At 70.8% G+C, this 16,468-nt stretch carries 15 protein-coding genes; 11 read left to right on the top strand and 4 right to left on the bottom strand.

Features of this window, described 5'->3' with window-relative positions:
- Positions 1 to 149: 149 nt before the first annotated feature.
- From ABH920_RS46425 to ABH920_RS46450, 6 genes are all read left to right on the top strand, one after another.
- Entirely contained in the window at positions 150 to 584 is a 435-nt protein-coding gene (locus ABH920_RS46425) for a hypothetical protein (protein ID WP_370355767.1), read from the top strand.
- Positions 585 to 678: 94 nt separating this feature from the next.
- Positions 679 to 1,281: a hypothetical protein gene (locus ABH920_RS46430; protein ID WP_370355768.1), complete on the top strand. Its 603-nt coding sequence runs from the start codon at positions 679 to 681 to the stop codon at positions 1,279 to 1,281.
- Between the two features lie 61 nt (positions 1,282 to 1,342).
- On the top strand, positions 1,343 to 2,047 hold the full coding sequence (locus tag ABH920_RS46435; protein ID WP_370355769.1) for a response regulator transcription factor: 705 nt from the start codon (positions 1,343 to 1,345) through the stop codon (positions 2,045 to 2,047).
- Between the two features lie 131 nt (positions 2,048 to 2,178).
- Complete coding sequence (locus ABH920_RS46440) at positions 2,179 to 3,816, top strand: ATP-binding protein (protein ID WP_370355770.1); 1,638 nt, start codon at positions 2,179 to 2,181, stop codon at positions 3,814 to 3,816.
- 8 nt (positions 3,817 to 3,824) lie between these two features.
- A complete protein-coding gene (locus tag ABH920_RS46445; protein ID WP_370355784.1) occupies positions 3,825 to 4,580 on the top strand; it encodes a response regulator in 756 nt (251 codons plus the stop codon).
- 405 nt (positions 4,581 to 4,985) lie between these two features.
- Entirely contained in the window at positions 4,986 to 5,321 is a 336-nt protein-coding gene (locus tag ABH920_RS46450) for an RNA polymerase-binding protein RbpA (protein ID WP_194895803.1), read from the top strand.
- Positions 5,322 to 5,967: 646 nt separating this feature from the next.
- Here ABH920_RS46450 and ABH920_RS46455 read toward each other — a convergent pair.
- Positions 5,968 to 7,284 carry a hypothetical protein gene (locus tag ABH920_RS46455; protein WP_370355771.1) on the bottom strand — a complete coding sequence of 439 codons (1,317 nt, stop codon included), beginning with the start codon at positions 7,282 to 7,284 and terminating at the stop codon, positions 5,968 to 5,970.
- A gap of 51 nt (positions 7,285 to 7,335) precedes the next feature.
- Entirely contained in the window at positions 7,336 to 9,651 is a 2,316-nt protein-coding gene (locus ABH920_RS46460) for an FdhF/YdeP family oxidoreductase (RefSeq protein WP_370355772.1), read from the bottom strand.
- 92 nt (positions 9,652 to 9,743) lie between these two features.
- On the opposite strand from ABH920_RS46460, the gene ABH920_RS46465 reads away from it, so the two are divergent.
- Entirely contained in the window at positions 9,744 to 10,517 is a 774-nt protein-coding gene (locus ABH920_RS46465) for a GNAT family N-acetyltransferase (protein WP_370355773.1), read from the top strand.
- Positions 10,518 to 10,584: 67 nt separating this feature from the next.
- On the opposite strand, the gene ABH920_RS46470 is transcribed toward ABH920_RS46465, so the two are convergent.
- A complete protein-coding gene (locus ABH920_RS46470) occupies positions 10,585 to 11,241 on the bottom strand; it encodes a pentapeptide repeat-containing protein (protein ID WP_370355774.1) in 657 nt (218 codons plus the stop codon).
- 77 nt (positions 11,242 to 11,318) lie between these two features.
- Here ABH920_RS46470 and ABH920_RS46475 point away from each other — a divergent pair, with 77 nt between their 5' ends.
- Entirely contained in the window at positions 11,319 to 11,969 is a 651-nt protein-coding gene (locus ABH920_RS46475; protein WP_370355775.1) for an SAM-dependent methyltransferase, read from the top strand.
- 54 nt (positions 11,970 to 12,023) lie between these two features.
- Entirely contained in the window at positions 12,024 to 13,832 is a 1,809-nt protein-coding gene (locus tag ABH920_RS46480; protein WP_370355776.1) for a protease pro-enzyme activation domain-containing protein, read from the top strand.
- A gap of 18 nt (positions 13,833 to 13,850) precedes the next feature.
- Here the strand turns inward: ABH920_RS46480 and ABH920_RS46485 are convergent, their stop codons facing one another.
- The gene (locus ABH920_RS46485; protein WP_370355777.1) at positions 13,851 to 14,483 is read right to left on the bottom strand and encodes a TetR/AcrR family transcriptional regulator; all 633 of its coding nucleotides are present in this window, start codon (positions 14,481 to 14,483) and stop codon (positions 13,851 to 13,853) included.
- Between the two features lie 73 nt (positions 14,484 to 14,556).
- Here ABH920_RS46485 and ABH920_RS46490 point away from each other — a divergent pair, with 73 nt between their 5' ends.
- Both ABH920_RS46490 and ABH920_RS46495 read left to right on the top strand, forming a co-directional pair.
- A complete protein-coding gene (locus ABH920_RS46490; protein ID WP_370355778.1) occupies positions 14,557 to 15,657 on the top strand; it encodes an FAD-dependent monooxygenase in 1,101 nt (366 codons plus the stop codon).
- The gene (locus ABH920_RS46495; protein ID WP_370355779.1) at positions 15,650 to 15,832 is read left to right on the top strand and encodes a hypothetical protein; all 183 of its coding nucleotides are present in this window, start codon (positions 15,650 to 15,652) and stop codon (positions 15,830 to 15,832) included. Before ABH920_RS46490 ends, ABH920_RS46495 begins: the two co-directional genes overlap by 8 nt.
- Positions 15,833 to 16,468: the final 636 nt, after the last annotated feature.

Consider the following 16,468-nt stretch of genomic DNA (forward strand, 5'->3'; position numbering starts at 1 on the left):
GACGTCCGGGTCTGTGACCCGGGCGTCCGCCGTGCGCGAACCAGCCTGTGAAGTTCAAGAAACACTCAAGATCCTTGATCATGGCTCCCTTTCCGATCGACAATCTGAGCGTTCGCGAAATCTCTGCCGGATATGCAAAGGGGAACCAGATGGGCATTCTGAAAAAGGTGGCCGCAGTCGGCGCCGCGACGGCAGCCATTTCTGTGATATCGGCAGGAGGGGCGTTCGCCAACGGTCCGACGTACGCGTTCCAGTCCGGCGTGCACACCGTGGACCGCTGTCAGAACTCCACCAGCGGCGGCACGGCCGTCGGCGGCTGGGCGCACGGCCAGTTCGTGGCCAACTCCGACGGCGGCGGCGGGTGCAGCGTCACCTACCTGGAGCTGGTCTACGTGGACAACAGCGGGAACGAGCAGGCCAAGTACGTCCAGTCGAACTGGGGGAGCGGGTCCGACACCTGCGGTGCCTCCTGCGACCAGATCGTCTGGCCGACCAGCAGCTACCAGCGGATCGTCGAGGTCGTGGGCTCTTCGCAGTCCGGGCTGACCGGTAACAGCACCGGCGGCATCTACCTCTACTACTGATCCGATCCGCCGCGCCCCTTTCGGGGTCAGCACCCTGACGGGGCGCGGCGGCGTTCACCTGCCGAGGGCGGACAAGCCGCCGCAAGGACCGCTGATGACACTTCGTACCGACACCAGACCACTTCGACTTCAGGGACTCTCCGACCGCCGCCGACGACGTTGGTGGATCGTCGCAGCCGTCGTCCTGGCCATCGTCGGCGTGGCAACCGCGGTCGGCGTGGTCACCCATCGTGGCAGTGGGCGTTCCGTGTCGGTGCTGGCGCCGGCTCGCGGGGACGCCATGCCGTCGGACACGGCTGCTGTCGGCTGGGTTGAAGGCGGCCAAGCCTGCTACGGAAGCGCGGTTCCCGCTGACTTCGCGCGGACCGAGCGGCACCACTGCGTGGCTGAGCCACCGGCGGGCAACGGCTCGCCGTCGCTGTGGTCGAAGCCGCACTTTCTAAGCGAACCGCATCCTGCGGACGGGAAATCCATCCTGGCCGTCGGGTTCGTCACCGGAGGCGTTTCCTCGGTCGAGGTCACCATGGCCTCGGGCGACGTCGTCACCTCCCAGGTGGTGACGTTGCGCGGGGGCGGTTCCACCGGGGCCTACGCGCTCTGGCTGCCGATGACCGCGCAACACGGCATCAGCTGGACGGATATCGCGGCGGTCACGGGGCGTGACTCTGCGGGGAACGCCGTGGCCCGGCTGAGCTAGCAGTTCGGCGCTTTGTCGCAAAGCAAGGTCATGAATCACGATGCGGGCGTGCTCCACGTCCGTGGTCGACGGGGGGATCATCGTGAAGTGTCTGCTGGTCGAGGACGACGCACGGGTCGTGGCACTGGAGCGCCGACTCCTGGCAGCACACGGGATCGAGGTGATCGTCGCCGGCACGATCCCGCAGGCGGTGGCCGCGCTGTCCGCCGATCCCGGGATCATCCTGCTAGACCTGTCGCTGCCGGGCGCGGTCGGCTTCCAGTCGCTGCGCGAGATGCGGAGGGTCTCGCAGTTGCCGATCATCGTCGTCACGGGTCGGTCCGACGGCGATTCGGTGGTCCAGGGGCTGAGCCTCGGGGCGGACGACTATGTCGTCAAGCCATTCGCCACTCGTGAACTTGTCGCGCGGATGGCTGCGGTTCTGCGGCGCTGCGCGATGAGAACGGGCCTCGACGGCAGTGTCGCATTGGTGAGCGGGGATTTGCAGATGGACTATACGACTCGGTGTGTCACCGTGAAATCGGAGTCGATTCAGGTCACTCGCAAAGAATTCGAGATACTCGCGATTCTGGCGAGGCTGCCCGGCGCGGTCATTCGGCGCGAACAGCTGCTGGGCGAGATCTGGGGCGTGTTCGACCCTTCGGCGGCGCACAGCCTCGAATCACACGTCACGGCGCTGCGCCGAAAGCTCCGGCCGCACTGCGAGATCAAGGCCGCGCGGGGGATCGGGTACAAGCTGCTCGTCGCCGGCGGCGTGCCGAGCTGAGGCGCGGGGTGCCTTCGTTACGTCGACCTTTCGTGTGCGAACCGCGTTTGCCGCGTTACTCGCTGTTTTGCTCGTTTTGCTCAGCGGGCGAGCCCTTGTCTGATCTGCGGAAACGGCACACAATCTGACCAATGCGACAGGGATCGGGACGACGGCTGAGCAGCCAGATCTTCGTCAGCCAGGTGTCGATCCTGCTGGTGGTGGTGCTGGTGGGATTCGGGCTGTTCGCGGTCCAGGAGCGCAAGCAGGTCGACCGGCAGTACATGGACGAGGCGTTGCAGATCGCGCAGACCGTCGCCGACACGCCGGAGGTCAAGTCCTGCATCGGTTTCCCCTCGACGAACTGCGACGGGACGCTGCAGAACATCGCCGACCGGCTCCAGCGCGACACCAAGACCGACTACGTCGTCATCGTCGACCAGAACCGGATCCGCCACACGCACCCCAACCAGTTGCTGCGCGGCCAGCCGATCGAGGAGCCGCTGGTCACCAAGCCCGACGTCCGGTTCGACCCAGGCAGCGTCGGGGAGTCGGTGAACGGCCGGGTCCCGCTGTACGGCCCGCTCGGCAACCAGATCGGCGAGGTGTCGGTCGGGCGCAAGGTCACCTCCGTGACCTCCGTCTTCGTCGGCCAGCTCCCGGTCTACGCGGCCTGGTTCGGCGCGGCGCTCGGCGTCGGCGCGCTGGCCTCCTACGCCCTGGCCCGCCGCCTGAAGCGCCGCACCTTCGGCCTGGAGCTCGACGAGATCTCCAAGCTCCTGCAGGAGCGCGAGGCCGTCCTGCACGGCATCCGCGAGGGCATGATCGCCTTCGACCGGGCCGGCCGGGTCAGCATGGTCAACGACGAGGCGCGGCGGCTGCTGGGCCTGCCGATGTTCGGCGGGGTCGGCGGCTACCTGGAGGACGTCGTGCCGCCCGGGCGGCTGCAGGACCTGCTCTCCGGCGAGATCGAGGGCAAGGACCAGGTCGTGCTGACCGACGATTACTACCTGACGGTGAACCGGATGCCGGTGACGCTGGCCGGCCGGCCGCACGGCGCGGTGGTCACGCTGCGGGACCGCACCGAGCTGTCCGGGCTGCTGCGCGAGCTGGACAGCGTCACCAGCCTCACCGACGCGCTGCGGGCCCAGCAGCACGAGTTCTCCAACCGCATGCACACCGTCGCCGGCCTGCTGGAGCTCGGCGAGACCGACGAGGCGCTGCAGTTCCTCACCGACCTGTCCGGGGCCGAGGCCGCGTTCGCCGAGTCGGTGCGCTCCCGGATCGCGCCGTCGGTCCTGGTCGGGCTGATCCTGGCCAAGGCCGCGGTCGCCGGGGAGCGCGGCGTGGAGCTGGAGCTGACCGACGACACCTGGCTCGGCGACACCCCGGACAAGGTGCAGGCGCTGACCACGGTGCTGGGCAACCTGATCGACAACGCCTTCGACGCCGTCTCCGGGCCCGGCGTCGACCCCGGCAAGCAGGGGCGGGTGCTGGTCTCGATCGTCGAGGACGACGACGGGATCGGCGTCCGCGTCGCCGACAACGGCCCCGGCGTCCCGGCCGGGGCGGCCGAGCACGTCTTCACCGACGGCTTCACCACCAAGCCGGCAACGGGTTCGATGCGAAGGGGTCTCGGTTTGGCCCTGGTGCATCGGCTGGTGCAGCGTCTCGGGGGTAGCATCACGGCGTCGGAGGGGCCCGGCGCGGTGTTCACCGTGCGGCTGCCGAAGGCTGCCGAGAACCGGGGGACGCTGCTGAGCACCGGAGGAGGCACGAGACCACGATGAGCGCCGCCATGGCCGCTGCCGGCCCGCCTTCACCCCAGTCGTCGCACGGCGCCGTCGCCGGGACCGTGCGGGTCCTGGTCGTCGACGACGACTACCGGGTCGCGAAGATCCACGCCGCGTACGTCGACCGCACCCCCGGCTTCGCCGTCTGCGGCCAGGCGCACTCCGCCGAGGCGGCCCTGGACCTGATCGAGGTGCTGCGGCCGGACCTGGTGCTGATGGACGTGTACCTGCCCGACGGCGACGGGCTCGGGGTGATCCGCAAGCTGCTGGAGGCGCCGGAGTCGGGCGAGTCCGGCCCGCGCCCGGACTTCGTGGTGATCACGGCGGCCCGCGACGTGAGCACGGTGCGCACCGCGATGCAGCTCGGGGCCGTGCACTACCTGGTGAAGCCGTTCGGCTACCCGGCGATGGCCGAGAAGCTGACCTCCTACCTGGACCTGCGGCGCCGGATGGAGACGCTGGACGACGCGGACGCCGACCAGGCCGACGTGGACGAGCTGTTCGGGCTGCTGCGCGGCCAGCCGGCGCTCCCGGCGCTCCCGGCCAAGGGGCACTCGGCGCCGACGCTGGAGCTGGTGCGCAACGCGGTGCGGGCGGCGGGCGGCGACGTGTCGGCCTCGGAGGTGGCCGAGCGAGTGGGGATCTCACGTCCGACGGCGCAGCGCTATCTCAGCTATCTGACTCGGCACGGGGTGGTGCGGCTGCAGCTGCGCTACGGGACGACCGGGCGTCCGGAGCACCGGTACTCGGCGGTGGGGTGAGGCGGGGGTCGGGTTTTCTCCGGCCGTGTTCTCCCGCTGCGTCTCCTGACGCGTTTTCCCGACGCGTTCCCCGTCACGCCGCGCGCCGACCCGGATTCGCTCGCACAGGGTGTCCGCCAGTGCGTGCCGCGTGGTCGAAAACCCTTGCGGGCCCTCGGAAACCGCACACGCCGCGTCATCGGCGCCAGTCCGCACGGACGCCACCAGCAGTCGCGCTTCGATAACGAAACCCTGACTTCCGCCCCTATTTGTCCGTTTATCGCAGCGCCAAGGCGGCGATTTCCGGCTGGTCCTGCTGAATCGTGCATCAGCACATGCCTACACTGTCTGCACCGCATCTCCACGGGCGCTCGGGCACCCAGGGGCGGCGGGGCGTGTAGATCGGAACCCAAGGGAGACCAGACAGTGGCAAGTGGAAACGCGATCCGAGGCAGCCGCGTCGGTGCGGGACCGATGGGGGAGGCCGAGCGCGGCGAGAGCGCCCCTCGGGTGTTCGTCTCTTTCTGGTGCGTGAACAAGCACGAGACCAAGCCCTCCTTCGCCAGCGACGCGCAGATCCCCGACACCTGGGACTGCCCCCGCTGCGGCTTCCCCGCCGGCCCGGACAAGGACAACCCCCCGGCGCGCTCGCGCACCGAGCCCTACAAGACCCACCTGGCGTACGTCCGCGAACGCCGCTCCGCCGAGGACGGCGACCAGATCCTCGCCGAGGCCCTGGCCAAGCTGCGCGGCCAGATCTGAGGACCAGCCGGTCCGGGCCCCGACGCCCCGATCCGCGCGGAACCGCCCGCACCACCGCACCACCCGCGTCACCGCCCGGCCGCGCTCCACTCGGTCCTCGGGCGATGGGCGCTGGCGTGCTGCGCCGGCGGCGCTGAGCTGCTGACGTGCCGAAGCCCCGCCTTCCGGATGCGGAGGGCGGGGCTTTCGCGCGCGATGCCGGGCTGCCCGCTGTCGGTGAGCGGACAGCCGATGTGTGGTCAGGCGGGCAGGCGGCCGAGCTGGTGGGCGGGCGGCGGGCGGCGGTCGGTCGGGCAAGCGGTCAGGCAGTCGGTCGGTCGGTCAAGCGGTCAGGCAGTCGGTCGGTCGGTCAAGCGGTCAGGCCGTCGGGCCGTCGGTCGGTCGGGCGGTTGGGCAAGCAGTCAGGCGGGCGTGTGGTCGGGCGGTTGGGCAAGCGGTCAGGCGGGCGAGTGGGCGAGCGGGCGAGCGGTCGGGCGGTCGGGCGGTCGGTCAAGCGGGAAGGCAAGCAGGCGGTCGGGCGAGTGGTCGGGCCGTCGGGCAAGCGGTCAGGCGGCCGGGCAAGCGGCCGGGCGGTCGGGCGGTCGGCTTGGTGGTCGGGCAAGCAGTCAGGCGATCAGGCAAGCAGGCGGTCGGGCAGGCCATGTGGTCAGGCGGTCAGATCTCGTTTCGGCGGCTCCCACTTCAGCGCGAGCTCGATACCCTCCTCGATCCGGCCCAGCCGGAGCAAAGCCTCGGCGCACTTCAGCGATGCCCAGCGCAATCTCCCACTGAGCGGAGCGAGCACGCCGACCGCGTCCTCCCACCGCCGGGCACGCGATAGGAGCAAGGCACTGTGGAACGCCGCCGCGGTCGCGTCACCGTCGCCGCCGGGATGCGCCCGGAGCTCGGCGATCGCCTGGTCCACGCCGTCCCGGTCGGCCAACGCGGTCGCGCGCAGCGTCAGCAGCCCCATCGTCATGCCTCCGGCCCGGTCCGCGACGTCGTCGATCAGCGCCAGGGCCTCCGTGTGCCGACCGTGCTTGGCCAGGGCCCGGCACAAGGCGTGCAGCCCGAGGCCCGGGACGGGCCCACTGTCGAGAGCCGCCAGCACCTCGGTCGCCTCCTCCAGGCGACCGGCGCGGAGCAGCATCTCGCCGTAAGCGAGCTGACGGTCGTGATCGACGGTCCCGAAGGGAGCCAGTGTCGCCAGGGCCGCATCCCGGTCACCGCGGTTCTCCAGGATTTCCGCGAAGCGCACAGCGGCCCACCTTCCGGCCGGGCCCGCTATGAGCTCGCGGACCGCGTTCTCCCGACCTTGCACGACCAGGAGATCAACGAGCTTTCGCAACGGGCCGGTGTACACCAGATCGTTGATCATGACGCGCCGCCGGAGCGCCTTTTCCGCCTCGGCGGCCCGACCGCTCCGGATCAGCGCCTCGGCGAGGTCCTCGGTTTTGGCACCCGAGGGCCCCGCGGCCGTCGCGATCAGCCGCTCGGCCACCTCCGCGTCCCGGCCCAGGCCTTCGGCGGCCGTGATCCACGCTGCGGTCAGCTTCCAGTGCCCGGCATAAGGCAGAAGCAGCTCGAACGCCTCGTGCCGGCGGCCGTGCGCGACCAACAGATCGGCCTGGAGCTTCAGCGCGGTGTGCTCCAGAATCGCGGCCTTCTCCGGGTCGTCCGGCAAAGCCCGTGCCAGAGCCAGTGCCTCATCGACACGTCCGGCGGCGGCCAGTGTTCGGGCGGTCAGATCGGTCACCGACCACACCCCGGCGTCGGCGAACGGCAGCAGCATCTCCACCGCCGCGTCCGCCTCGCCACGTTCGACCGCCGCTGCCGCCCACGCCGAAGCGCAGTTCCAGTCACCGGCGGCTGCGTGTCGAAGCACCACGTCCGTGTGCCCGAGCCGGATCAGCAGCGTGACCAGCGCCGGCGGGATCCCGCCTGCGCCGCGTGCGGAACGCCGCCTGAGCTCGCTCGCATCCATGTGCGAGATCTTATTCAGGCGTTACCGCACGGCCGCCGGAATTCATGCCGCCTATGCAGCCGCAGCCTCCAACCGCACCACAATCGCCTTCGAAGTAGGCGTATTGCTCACCTCAGCCGTCGAATCCAACGGCACCAGCACATTCGTCTCTGGGAAGTAAGCCGCCGCGCACCCCCGGGCCGTGTCATACGCCACCACCCGGAACCCCGGCGCGCGCCGCTCCGAGCCGTCCGTCCACTCCGAGACCAGGTCCACCATCGCCGCGTCGCGGATGCCGAGGGCCTTCAGGTCGTCCGGGTTCACGAACACCACCCGGCGCCCCTGGTGGATCCCGCGGTAGCGGTCGTCGAGGCCGTAGATCGTGGTGTTGTACTGGTCGTGCGAGCGGATCGTCTGCAGCAGCAGCCGTCCCTGCGGCACCACCGGGGCCTCGAAGGCGTTCGCCGTGAAGTTCGCCTTGCCGGTCGCGGTCGGGAACGTGCGGGTGTCGCGCGGGGCGTGCGGCAGCGCGAAGCCCGAGCCGCGGCGGACGCGGGCGTTGAACTGCTCGAAGCCGGGGATCACGTGCTCGATGCGGTCGCGGATGCGGTCGTAGTCCGACGCCAGCTCCTCCCACGGCACCGGGTGCTCCGCCCCGAGGACCGCGCGCGCCAGCCGGGCCACGATCGCGACCTCCGACAGCAGCGCCTCGCTCGCCGGGTCCAGTCGGCCGCGCGAGGCGTGCACCAGCCCCATCGAGTCCTCGACCGTGACGAACTGCTCGTGCCCCTCGGGGTTGCGCGCGTCGGCGCCCTGGCGGTCCAGCTCCGTGCGCCCCAGCGTGGGCAGGATCAGCGCGCGCCGCCCCGGCACCACGTGCGAGCGGTTCAGCTTCGTCGAGACCTGCACCGTCAGCGCCGTGCTGCGCAGCGCCGGCTCGGTGACGTCCGTGTCCGGGGTCGCCGCGACGAAGTTGCCGCCCATCGCGAAGAACACCTTCGCGCGGCCGTCGCGCATCGCGCGGATCGCGTCGACCGTGTCGAAGCCGTGCGCGCGGGGCATCGGCACGCCGAACTCCGCCTCCATCGCGTCCAGGAAGGCGTCCTTCGGTTTCTCGTAGATCCCCATCGTGCGGTCGCCCTGCACGTTCGAGTGCCCCCGCACCGGGCACACCCCGGCGCCGGGCCGCCCCACGTGCCCGCCGAGCAGCAGCACGTTCACCACCTCGCGGATCGTCGGCACCGCGTGCTTGTGCTGCGTCAGGCCCATGGCCCAGCACACGATCAGCCGCTCCGAGGCCCGCACCTCCTCGAACGCCGCCTCGATCTCGGCGCGCGTGAGGCCGGTGGCGTCCAGGATCTCCGGCCAGTCGGTGTCGCGCGCGGCCTTCGCGTAGTCGTCGAAGCCGTGCGTGTACGTGTCGATGAACGACCGGTCCAGGACCGTCCCCGGCGCCGCCTCCTCCGCCTCCAGCATCAGCTTCCCGAACGCCCGGAACAGCGCCAGGTCGCCGCCGACCTTGATCTGCAGGAACCGGTCGGCCAGCGGCGTGCCCTTGCCGACCACGCCCGACGGCGACTGCGGGTTCTTGAACCGCAGCAGCCCGGCCTCCGGCAGCGGGTTCACCGCGGTGATCCGCGTCCCGCCCCGCTTGGCCTTCTCCAACGCCGACAGCATGCGCGGGTGGTTGGTGCCCGGGTTCTGCCCGACGACCAGGATCAGGTCCGCCTTGCCCAGGTCGGCCAGCGACACCGAGCCCTTGCCGACCCCCAACGTCTCGGTCAGCGCCGAGCCCGACGACTCGTGGCACATGTTCGAGCAGTCCGGCAGGTTGTTGGTCCCGAAGGAGCGCACGAACGCCTGGTACAGGAACGCCGCCTCGTTCGAGGTACGGCCGGAGGTGTAGAACACCGCCTCGTCGGGCGAGTCCAGCCCGCGCAGCTCCTCGGCGATCACCCCGAACGCCTCGTCCCACGTCACCGGCCGGTAGTGCGTCGCCCCGTCGTCCAGCAGCATCGGCGTGGTCAGCCGCCCCTGCTGCCCGAGCCAGTACCCGCTGCGCTCGGCCAGCTCCGCGACGGAGTGCGAAGCGAAGAACTCCGGCGTGATCCGCCGCAGCGTCGCCTCCTCGGCGACCGCCTTCGCCCCGTTCTCACAGAACTCGGCGATGTGCCGCTTGTCCTCCTCCGGCCACGCGCAGCCCGGGCAGTCGAAGCCCTTCTTCTGGTTCAGCCGCAGCAGCGTCTCCGCCGAGCGCTTGACGCCCATCTGGTTCACCGCGTCCCGCATCGCCACCGCGACCGCCGGCACCCCCGCCGCCCAGTCCTTGGCATGGCCGACGGACAGGTTCTCGTCGCCGGGGTCGGTCTTCGGCGCTTTGCGGGCCATGATGCGGGCTCCTTTGCCTCGGTGGTTCCCCGCCATTGTCGCGCCACGGACGCCGACGTGGAAATGTCCGCCCCGGCACTAGGGTGGACGGCATGGTTGGCGCCACCGAGCTTCAGGAACGCGCGGCACGCGCCGTGCCCGCCGAGTACGTGACCCGGATCGGGCCGTGGTGGCTCCGGCACGCCCCGGGGTGTTCGTGGTGGATCGGCTCGGTACTGCCGCATATGCTGCAAACAACCCATAACGGCAACGCCATCGTTTCCCGCGCCGAGCTGGACGGCCTGATCTCCGCGGCCGAGGCCTACACGGCCGAGCGCGGCATCCCGACGCTCATGCAGATGACTCCCGGAGCCGTGTCGCCGGACCTCGACGCGATCCTGGAGGCGCGCGGCTACGAACGTCAGACCTCTGTGTCGCTCCAGACCGCCACGACCGCCGAGGTCCTGGCCCTGGCCCCGACGGGCTCGCTGCGCGCCCGGCTGACCGAGGAGCCGACGCGCGAATGGTTCGACGCCTGGCGCGGCGTCATCGGCGGCGACCCGGATCCACAGTGGCGGCTGCTGCGACGCGTTGCGGAACCCAGCGCCTACGTGCGCGTGGAGCTCGGCGACGAGACCGTCGCCGTCGGACGCGCGGTCGCCGACACCGGCTGGGCCGGCGTGTTCAACATGGCGACCCGCCGCGAGGCCCGCGGCAAGGGCGCGGCCGGCGCCGTGCTCGCGGCGCTGGCGGGCTGGGCCGCGGCGAACGACGTGCCGCGGATGTACTTGCAGGCCGAGCACGAGAACGAGACCGCGATGCGGTTGTACGGACGCGTCGGGTTCAGTGAGCTGGTCCCGTTCTACTTCCGGGTGCTGGAGCGGTAGGCCGCGCGGACGCTCGGCCCGGCGCGCGCGGTGTGAACAGGCGCCGAGCGCCGGGCCCCACAGCGTCTCACGCGATCCGCAGCCCCAGGTGCGCCGCCATCGCCGGCGCCAGATCCACCAGCTGGCCGCCGTCGATCGTGGCCCCGCGCAGCGCGTCCAGCCCGGCCTTGAAGTGCAGCCGGGCCCCGCGCAGGTCGACGTCGGCGAGCTTGGCGCGGCTGAAGTCGGCCTCCTCGAACGTGCAGCCCGGGAAGCGCACGCGGGTCAGCTTCGCGCCGCCGAAGTCGATCTCGCGCAGCATGCAGTCGGTGAACACCACGTCGGTCAGGGCCGCGCCGCGGAAGTTCACGGCGTCCAGCTTCACCTGGTCGAAGTGCACGCGCCGGATGTCGGCGTCGTGCCACTGCACGCCCGAGGCGATGCCCCGCACCAGTTCGGTGTCGCGCCAGTGCGAGGCCGACAGGTCCGGCCCGAGCAGCCGCGAGTCCTCCAGCCGGACGTCCGAGAACGTGGTCTTGCTCCACTCGCCGCCGACCAGCGTCACCTCGGCCAGCAGGCACTGGCTGAAGCGCGCGTGGCTGGCGAAGACGTCGTCCCAGCTCAGGTCGGCGGCACGCTGGTACTCGTAGTGGCCCTCGTCGCGCACCCGGGAGTCCAGGGGCGTCAGCTCGGCTAAGGGCGGCAGGTCGGGGCGGGGCGGCGGGATCGGTTGTGAAGATGGCATGCGGATCATTGTGGCCCACTGCGCGATTCTGTTGCCGGGCCACCGGTACGCGCACTTTCGCGCATAGCCTGGCAGACATGCCCGATCCGATCTTCGCCCACCCGCGGCTCGCAGAGATCTACGACACGTTCGACGGCGACCGTTCCGACCTGGACGCGTATGTCGCGCTGGTCGGCGAACTCGGGGTCGAGCCTGGTGCCGATGCGAGTACCGATCCGAGCGCCGATACGAGCACCGATCGGAGCGCCGACGCGAGTACTGCCGCGGGTACCGCCGCGAGCGCCGACCCCGGCGCGGCCACGATCGTGGACGTCGGCTGCGGCACCGGCAACCTGGCGGTCCGGCTCGCCGCGCTCGGCCACCGCGTCGTCGGCGCCGCCCTGCGCCCCGGCGGCCACTTCGTGTTCGAGACCCGACGTCCCCAGCGGCGCGCGTGGGAGCAGTGGGCCGCCGACACCGCGCCTGTGGTGCGTGAAGTACCCGGAATCGGTCTGGTCGAGCAACGGAACGAGGTGTTCAGTGTCGACCTGCCGTACGTGTCGTTCCGCTACACCTACCGATTCCCCGACGACAGTGTCCTGACTTCGGAGTCGACGCTGCGCTTCCGCGAGCGCGATGAGCTGGAGTCGTCCCTGGGGGAGTGCGGATTCGACGTCGTGGACGTCCGTGAGGCCCCTGACCGGATGGGAAAGGAGTACGTGTTCATCGGCCGCAGGCGGGATCGCTGAGCCATCAGAGTGGTTGTCATCAACCTGAACGGTACGTACCGCGTCGTACGAAGCATGAGTACCAAAACTGTGAGCAAAGCGATGGCCGTAGCGGCCTGCGCAGCGATGCTCGGGATGCCGGGGAGTGCCCGTGCCGCCGGCGCGCCGTCGGATGCGTCGCCGATCACCGTGCAGGTATGGCTGAAGCCTGATCTCGCGGGCGCCGCGGCGTTCGCCGATGCCGCGGCGACACCTGGGACGTCGGGATACCACCACTACCTGAGTCCGAACGCTTACACCGCACGGTTCGGTCCCTCGGCCGCGCACGCCAAGGCGGTCGGCGACTGGCTGACCAGTGCGGGGCTGAAGCAGGTGCACGTCAGCAGCGGCCGTGACTACGTCTCGGCGACCGGTGCGGTGACGAAGCTGACGCCGCCGGCTTCGGTCGCGCCGTACGTGCTGGGTGTGACCGGGCTTGCCGACGACAGCGACGGCGGCAGCGCCACGCCGGCCCAGGCCAAGCCTGCCGCAGCGCCGACTTGCTCGCAGTACTGGGCTCAGCACGTGCAAAGTCTCCAGCCCGCATACCAGGGCTTGACCAAGGCCTCGCTCCCGATCTGCGGCTACTCCGCCGATCAGCTGCGCGCCGCTTACGGCGTGACGTCGGCGAACACCGGCAAGGGCGTCACCGTCGCGCTGACCGAGGACTCATCGCCGTCCGCGATGTTCGCGACGCTGACCGAGTACGCCAAAACCAATCACCTGCCGCTCCCTCGCAGCTCCCAGTTCCGGCTGGTGCAGGACGGAACGTGCAACGACCTCTCCGTCGCTGCTGGGAAGTCCGCCGCCGGCCACGCCACCGCCCGCGCCACCGCCGACTTGACTCGCGTCGACGACGAGGCGCAGATGGACTCCGAAGCCGTCTACGCGATGGCCCCCGACGCCGACCAGCTGATGGTCGTCGGCGGCGGCTGCAACCAGGGTCTGCTGGACGCGGCGCTCTCGGTCCTGGTCGGCGACGGTGCCCACCCCAGCGCCACCATCGTCTCCAACTCCTGGCAGATCCCGCTCGGCTCCGAACCCAAGCAGGTCATGCACGCGATCGACCTGCGGGCCGCGGCCGAGGGCGTCGGCATGTACGTCGCCTCCGGTGACACCCCCGGCCTGACGATGCCGGGCTCCGACCCCTACGCGACGGTGGTCGGGGGCACGACTTTGGGCCTCGGCGCGCGCAACGAGCGGGTCTTCGAGACCGGTTGGTCCACCGACACCGGCTCACTGGACGACGGGAAGTGGGACGACATCGGGATCGCCAGTGGGGCCGGCGGCGGCGCCAGCCTGGACTGGTCGCAGCCTGCGTACCAGCGCGGCGTCGTCCCGGCGTCCATGTCGACCGTCCAAGTCGGTGGCAAGGCGGGTGGCAAGGCAGTCGTCAACCGCGCGGTGCCGGACATCGCCGCCGACGGGGACCCGGACACCGGCATGCTGGTGGGGTACATCCAGACCGGGACGGACGCCAAGCCCGGGCCGTACCAGACCGCGCCGAACGCCGGCACGAGCTTGGCGACGCCGCTGGTCGCCGGGCTGGTCGCGGACGCCGAGCAGGGGCAGCACGCTGCGTTCGGCTTCATCAACCCGCTGCTTTACCGGCTGGCCGGCACGTCGGCGGTGCGCGACGTCCTGCCCCCCGGCGCCTCCGCGCCGCAGCAGGATCGGGCCGCCTACCTTCCCGCCGCTGACGGTCTCACTCCCAGCGTGGACGTCTTCGGCGCGGCGGGGCCGGGGCAGTCGCAGGTGATCGCGAAGGGGTACGACACGGTGACCGGCGTGGGTTCGCCGAACGGATGCGCGTTCATCGCCGGGCTGCGTAAGGCTTCTCGCTGAGGGGTGCCCGAACGTCGCTCAGGCCCACGGAGCCAGCGCGACGTCGGTGGCCTCGACCAGCACGCGGTGGAACTCGGCCGGGTCGTCGGGGCGGTCGGCGCCGTCGAGCAGGACTTGCAGCGCAGCGGTGATCGCGCCGATGAAGGCCCCGGTCACGGCGGCGGCGGTGACCCCGTCGAGGGTGTCGGGGTAGGCCGCGACGAGGTGGTGGGCGATCTGGCGCTGGGCGTCGAGCTGGATCTGGAGTGCGCGGCCGCGTACCGCCGGGACGGTGCGCATCAGCTTCAGACGCAATGCCGCCTGTGGGCTCGCCATTTCGTCGCTGACGGCGCCGACACTGCGTAGCGCGCGCAGTAGTACGGCGGTCGGGGCTTCGCTCTCGTCCCGCTCGGCGATGGCTTCGAGCGTGGCTTGGACGCGTGCGTCGCTTTCCGGGAAGAGGAGGTCTTCCTTGCTGGCGAAGTAGTTGAAGAACGTCCGGGCGCCGACCTCCGCGGCGGCGGCGATGTCGGCGATGGTCGTCTGCTCGTAGCCGTCGCGGTCGAACAGCTCGATCGCGGCGTCGACGAGCGCTTGACGGTTGCGGGCCCGCTTCCGGTCGCGCAGGGACGGCGGGGCCGCAGGCTGGTCGCTCACGGGCTGATCGATCACCGGGCCAGTATACGCAGCCATCGCAACTTTGCAGCGATTGCATATTTGCAGCGATTGCACATACCGTGGAGCCATGACCGACGTGCTGATCTCCGGAGCCGGTGTCGCCGGCTCGACCCTGGCCTACTGGCTCGCCCGCGCCGGGCTGAAGCCGACCGTCGTGGAGCGTTCGCGGGGCACGCGCTCCAGCGGCAACCCGGTGGACGTGCGCGGACCGGCCGTGCCCGTCGCCGAGGCGATGGGCGTGATGCCGGCGCTGCGGGAGGCGGCGACGACCGCCACCACGATGAGCCTGCTGTCCACGTCCGGGCGTCCCGTCGCGCGCCTGGCCACCCCCGCCGCACGCGGCCGCCGCGACGAGGTGGAGATACCGCGCGCCGACCTGGCCGCGATCCTGGTCGAGGCCGCGCGCCCGCACGCCGAGTTCCTGTTCGACGACACGATCACAGCGCTGCACCCCGACGCCGACGGGGTCGACGTGCACTTCGACCGAGCCGCCCCACGCCGCTTCGACCTCGTGGTCGGCGCCGACGGCCTGCACTCCACCGTCCGCCGCCTGACCTTCGGCCCCGAACAAGACCACGTCCACCACCTCGGCCTCTACGTCGCGACGCTCCCCCTGCCCCGCCCCGCCGACAACCCGCACGAGATCGCGCTCTACAACATCCCCGGCCGCCTCGCCTCGATCCACCCCGCCCGCGGCTCAGCGATCGCCGCCTTCATCTTCCGCGGCCCCCCGCACCCCGACCTCGACTACCGCGACACCCCGCGCCACCGCCGCATCGTCCTCGACGCCTACGCCGACACCGGCTGGCGGGTCCCCCACCTCCTCGACGCACTCCGCGAAACCGACGACTTCTACTTCGACGCGGTCAGCGCAGTCCGCCTCCCGACCTGGACCCGCGACCGAATCACCCTCGTCGGCGACGCAGCCTCCTGCGTCTCCCTCCTCGGCGACGGCTCCACCCTCGCCATGTCCGGCGCCCACACCCTCGCCGAAGCGCTGACCACCCACGCCGACATGTCGGACGCCCTGCGCGCCTACGAACAACGGCACCGCAAACTGGTGGCGCCGAAACAGCGCAACGTCGGGATCGCCGCCGCATGGCTGGTGCCGAAGACGCGGCTGGGCATCACGGCGCGGAACCTGAGCGCCAAGGCGATGCGTGGTTGAGCACGCGCCCGGCCGGACGAGTCATCATGGCGGCCGAGAACGCCGCCGGGCCGCAGGCTGCCTTGCTGGCCTGCCGAAGATCCGGCTTGGCGGCAAGACAACCGGCCCGCCCCGCGCCGGCATCGCCACCACCACCAACCGGCTGGCCCCGCTGCGCCTCGCGCCGAAGACCTGACTCGGCAACGAGATAGCTGGTCCGACAGCTCCGCCACTGCCACCGCCATCAATGAGCCACCGGTCATCCCGCCGGCTTCCTGCGGCTCGCGCCGAAGACCCTGCTCGGCGTCGCGGTGCGGAACCTGAGCGCCAAGGTGATACCGGGCTCAGCGCGCCCGGCGGAAGCAGTCATTGTTGCCGCCGGCCTCCTGCGGCTCGTGCCGAAGACCCGGCTGGGTATTGCGGTGCGGAACCTGAGCGCCAAGGTGATACCGGGCTGAGCGCGCCCGGCGGCAGCTGTCATTGTCGCCGCCGGCCTCCTGCGGCTCGGGCCGAAGACCCGGCTGGGCATCGCGGCGCGGAACCTGAGCGCCAAGGCCATTCCTGGCGGTAGGCGGCGAGGTACCTGACCCCACGGCCAATAATCACACCGCCGCCCGAATACCCCCGCCTGCCCCGCCATCACCCTTACCGCCGCCGCCACCAACGCCGACGGGCCGCCGGTCACCCCGGCGGCCCGCCTGTCCTTACGCCTACTGCCTTTCAGCGCCTGTTCTTAACTTGTCGTTTAACCTTTTCGGCGGGGTTTGGTGCCCTTCTTGTGGTGTTCGGGTCTGGCGTAGGCCTCGCCGGTCGCAAGGACCCGGCCGACGTC

This window comes from Catenulispora sp. EB89, from assembly GCF_041261445.1.
In the GTDB taxonomy this organism is placed as follows: Bacteria; Actinomycetota; Actinomycetes; order Streptomycetales; family Catenulisporaceae; genus Catenulispora.

What these genes read in the sequence shown, in the direction of transcription:
- ABH920_RS46440 (WP_370355770.1), top strand. Translation starts at nt 2,179, where the DNA reads ATGCGACAGGGATCGGGACGACGGCTGAGCAGCCAGATCTTCGTCAGC.
- ABH920_RS46445 (WP_370355784.1), top strand. Translation starts at nt 3,825, where the DNA reads ATGGCCGCTGCCGGCCCGCCTTCACCCCAGTCGTCGCACGGCGCCGTC.
- ABH920_RS46425 (WP_370355767.1), top strand. Translation starts at nt 150, where the DNA reads ATGGGCATTCTGAAAAAGGTGGCCGCAGTCGGCGCCGCGACGGCAGCC.
- ABH920_RS46460 (WP_370355772.1), bottom strand. Translation starts at nt 9,651, where the DNA reads ATGGCCCGCAAAGCGCCGAAGACCGACCCCGGCGACGAGAACCTGTCC.
- ABH920_RS46465 (WP_370355773.1), top strand. Translation starts at nt 9,744, where the DNA reads ATGGTTGGCGCCACCGAGCTTCAGGAACGCGCGGCACGCGCCGTGCCC.
- ABH920_RS46455 (WP_370355771.1), bottom strand. Translation starts at nt 7,284, where the DNA reads ATGGATGCGAGCGAGCTCAGGCGGCGTTCCGCACGCGGCGCAGGCGGG.
- ABH920_RS46475 (WP_370355775.1), top strand. Translation starts at nt 11,319, where the DNA reads ATGCCCGATCCGATCTTCGCCCACCCGCGGCTCGCAGAGATCTACGAC.
- ABH920_RS46480 (WP_370355776.1), top strand. Translation starts at nt 12,024, where the DNA reads ATGAGTACCAAAACTGTGAGCAAAGCGATGGCCGTAGCGGCCTGCGCA.
- ABH920_RS46490 (WP_370355778.1), top strand. Translation starts at nt 14,557, where the DNA reads ATGACCGACGTGCTGATCTCCGGAGCCGGTGTCGCCGGCTCGACCCTG.
- ABH920_RS46470 (WP_370355774.1), bottom strand. Translation starts at nt 11,241, where the DNA reads ATGCCATCTTCACAACCGATCCCGCCGCCCCGCCCCGACCTGCCGCCC.
- ABH920_RS46430 (WP_370355768.1), top strand. Translation starts at nt 679, where the DNA reads ATGACACTTCGTACCGACACCAGACCACTTCGACTTCAGGGACTCTCC.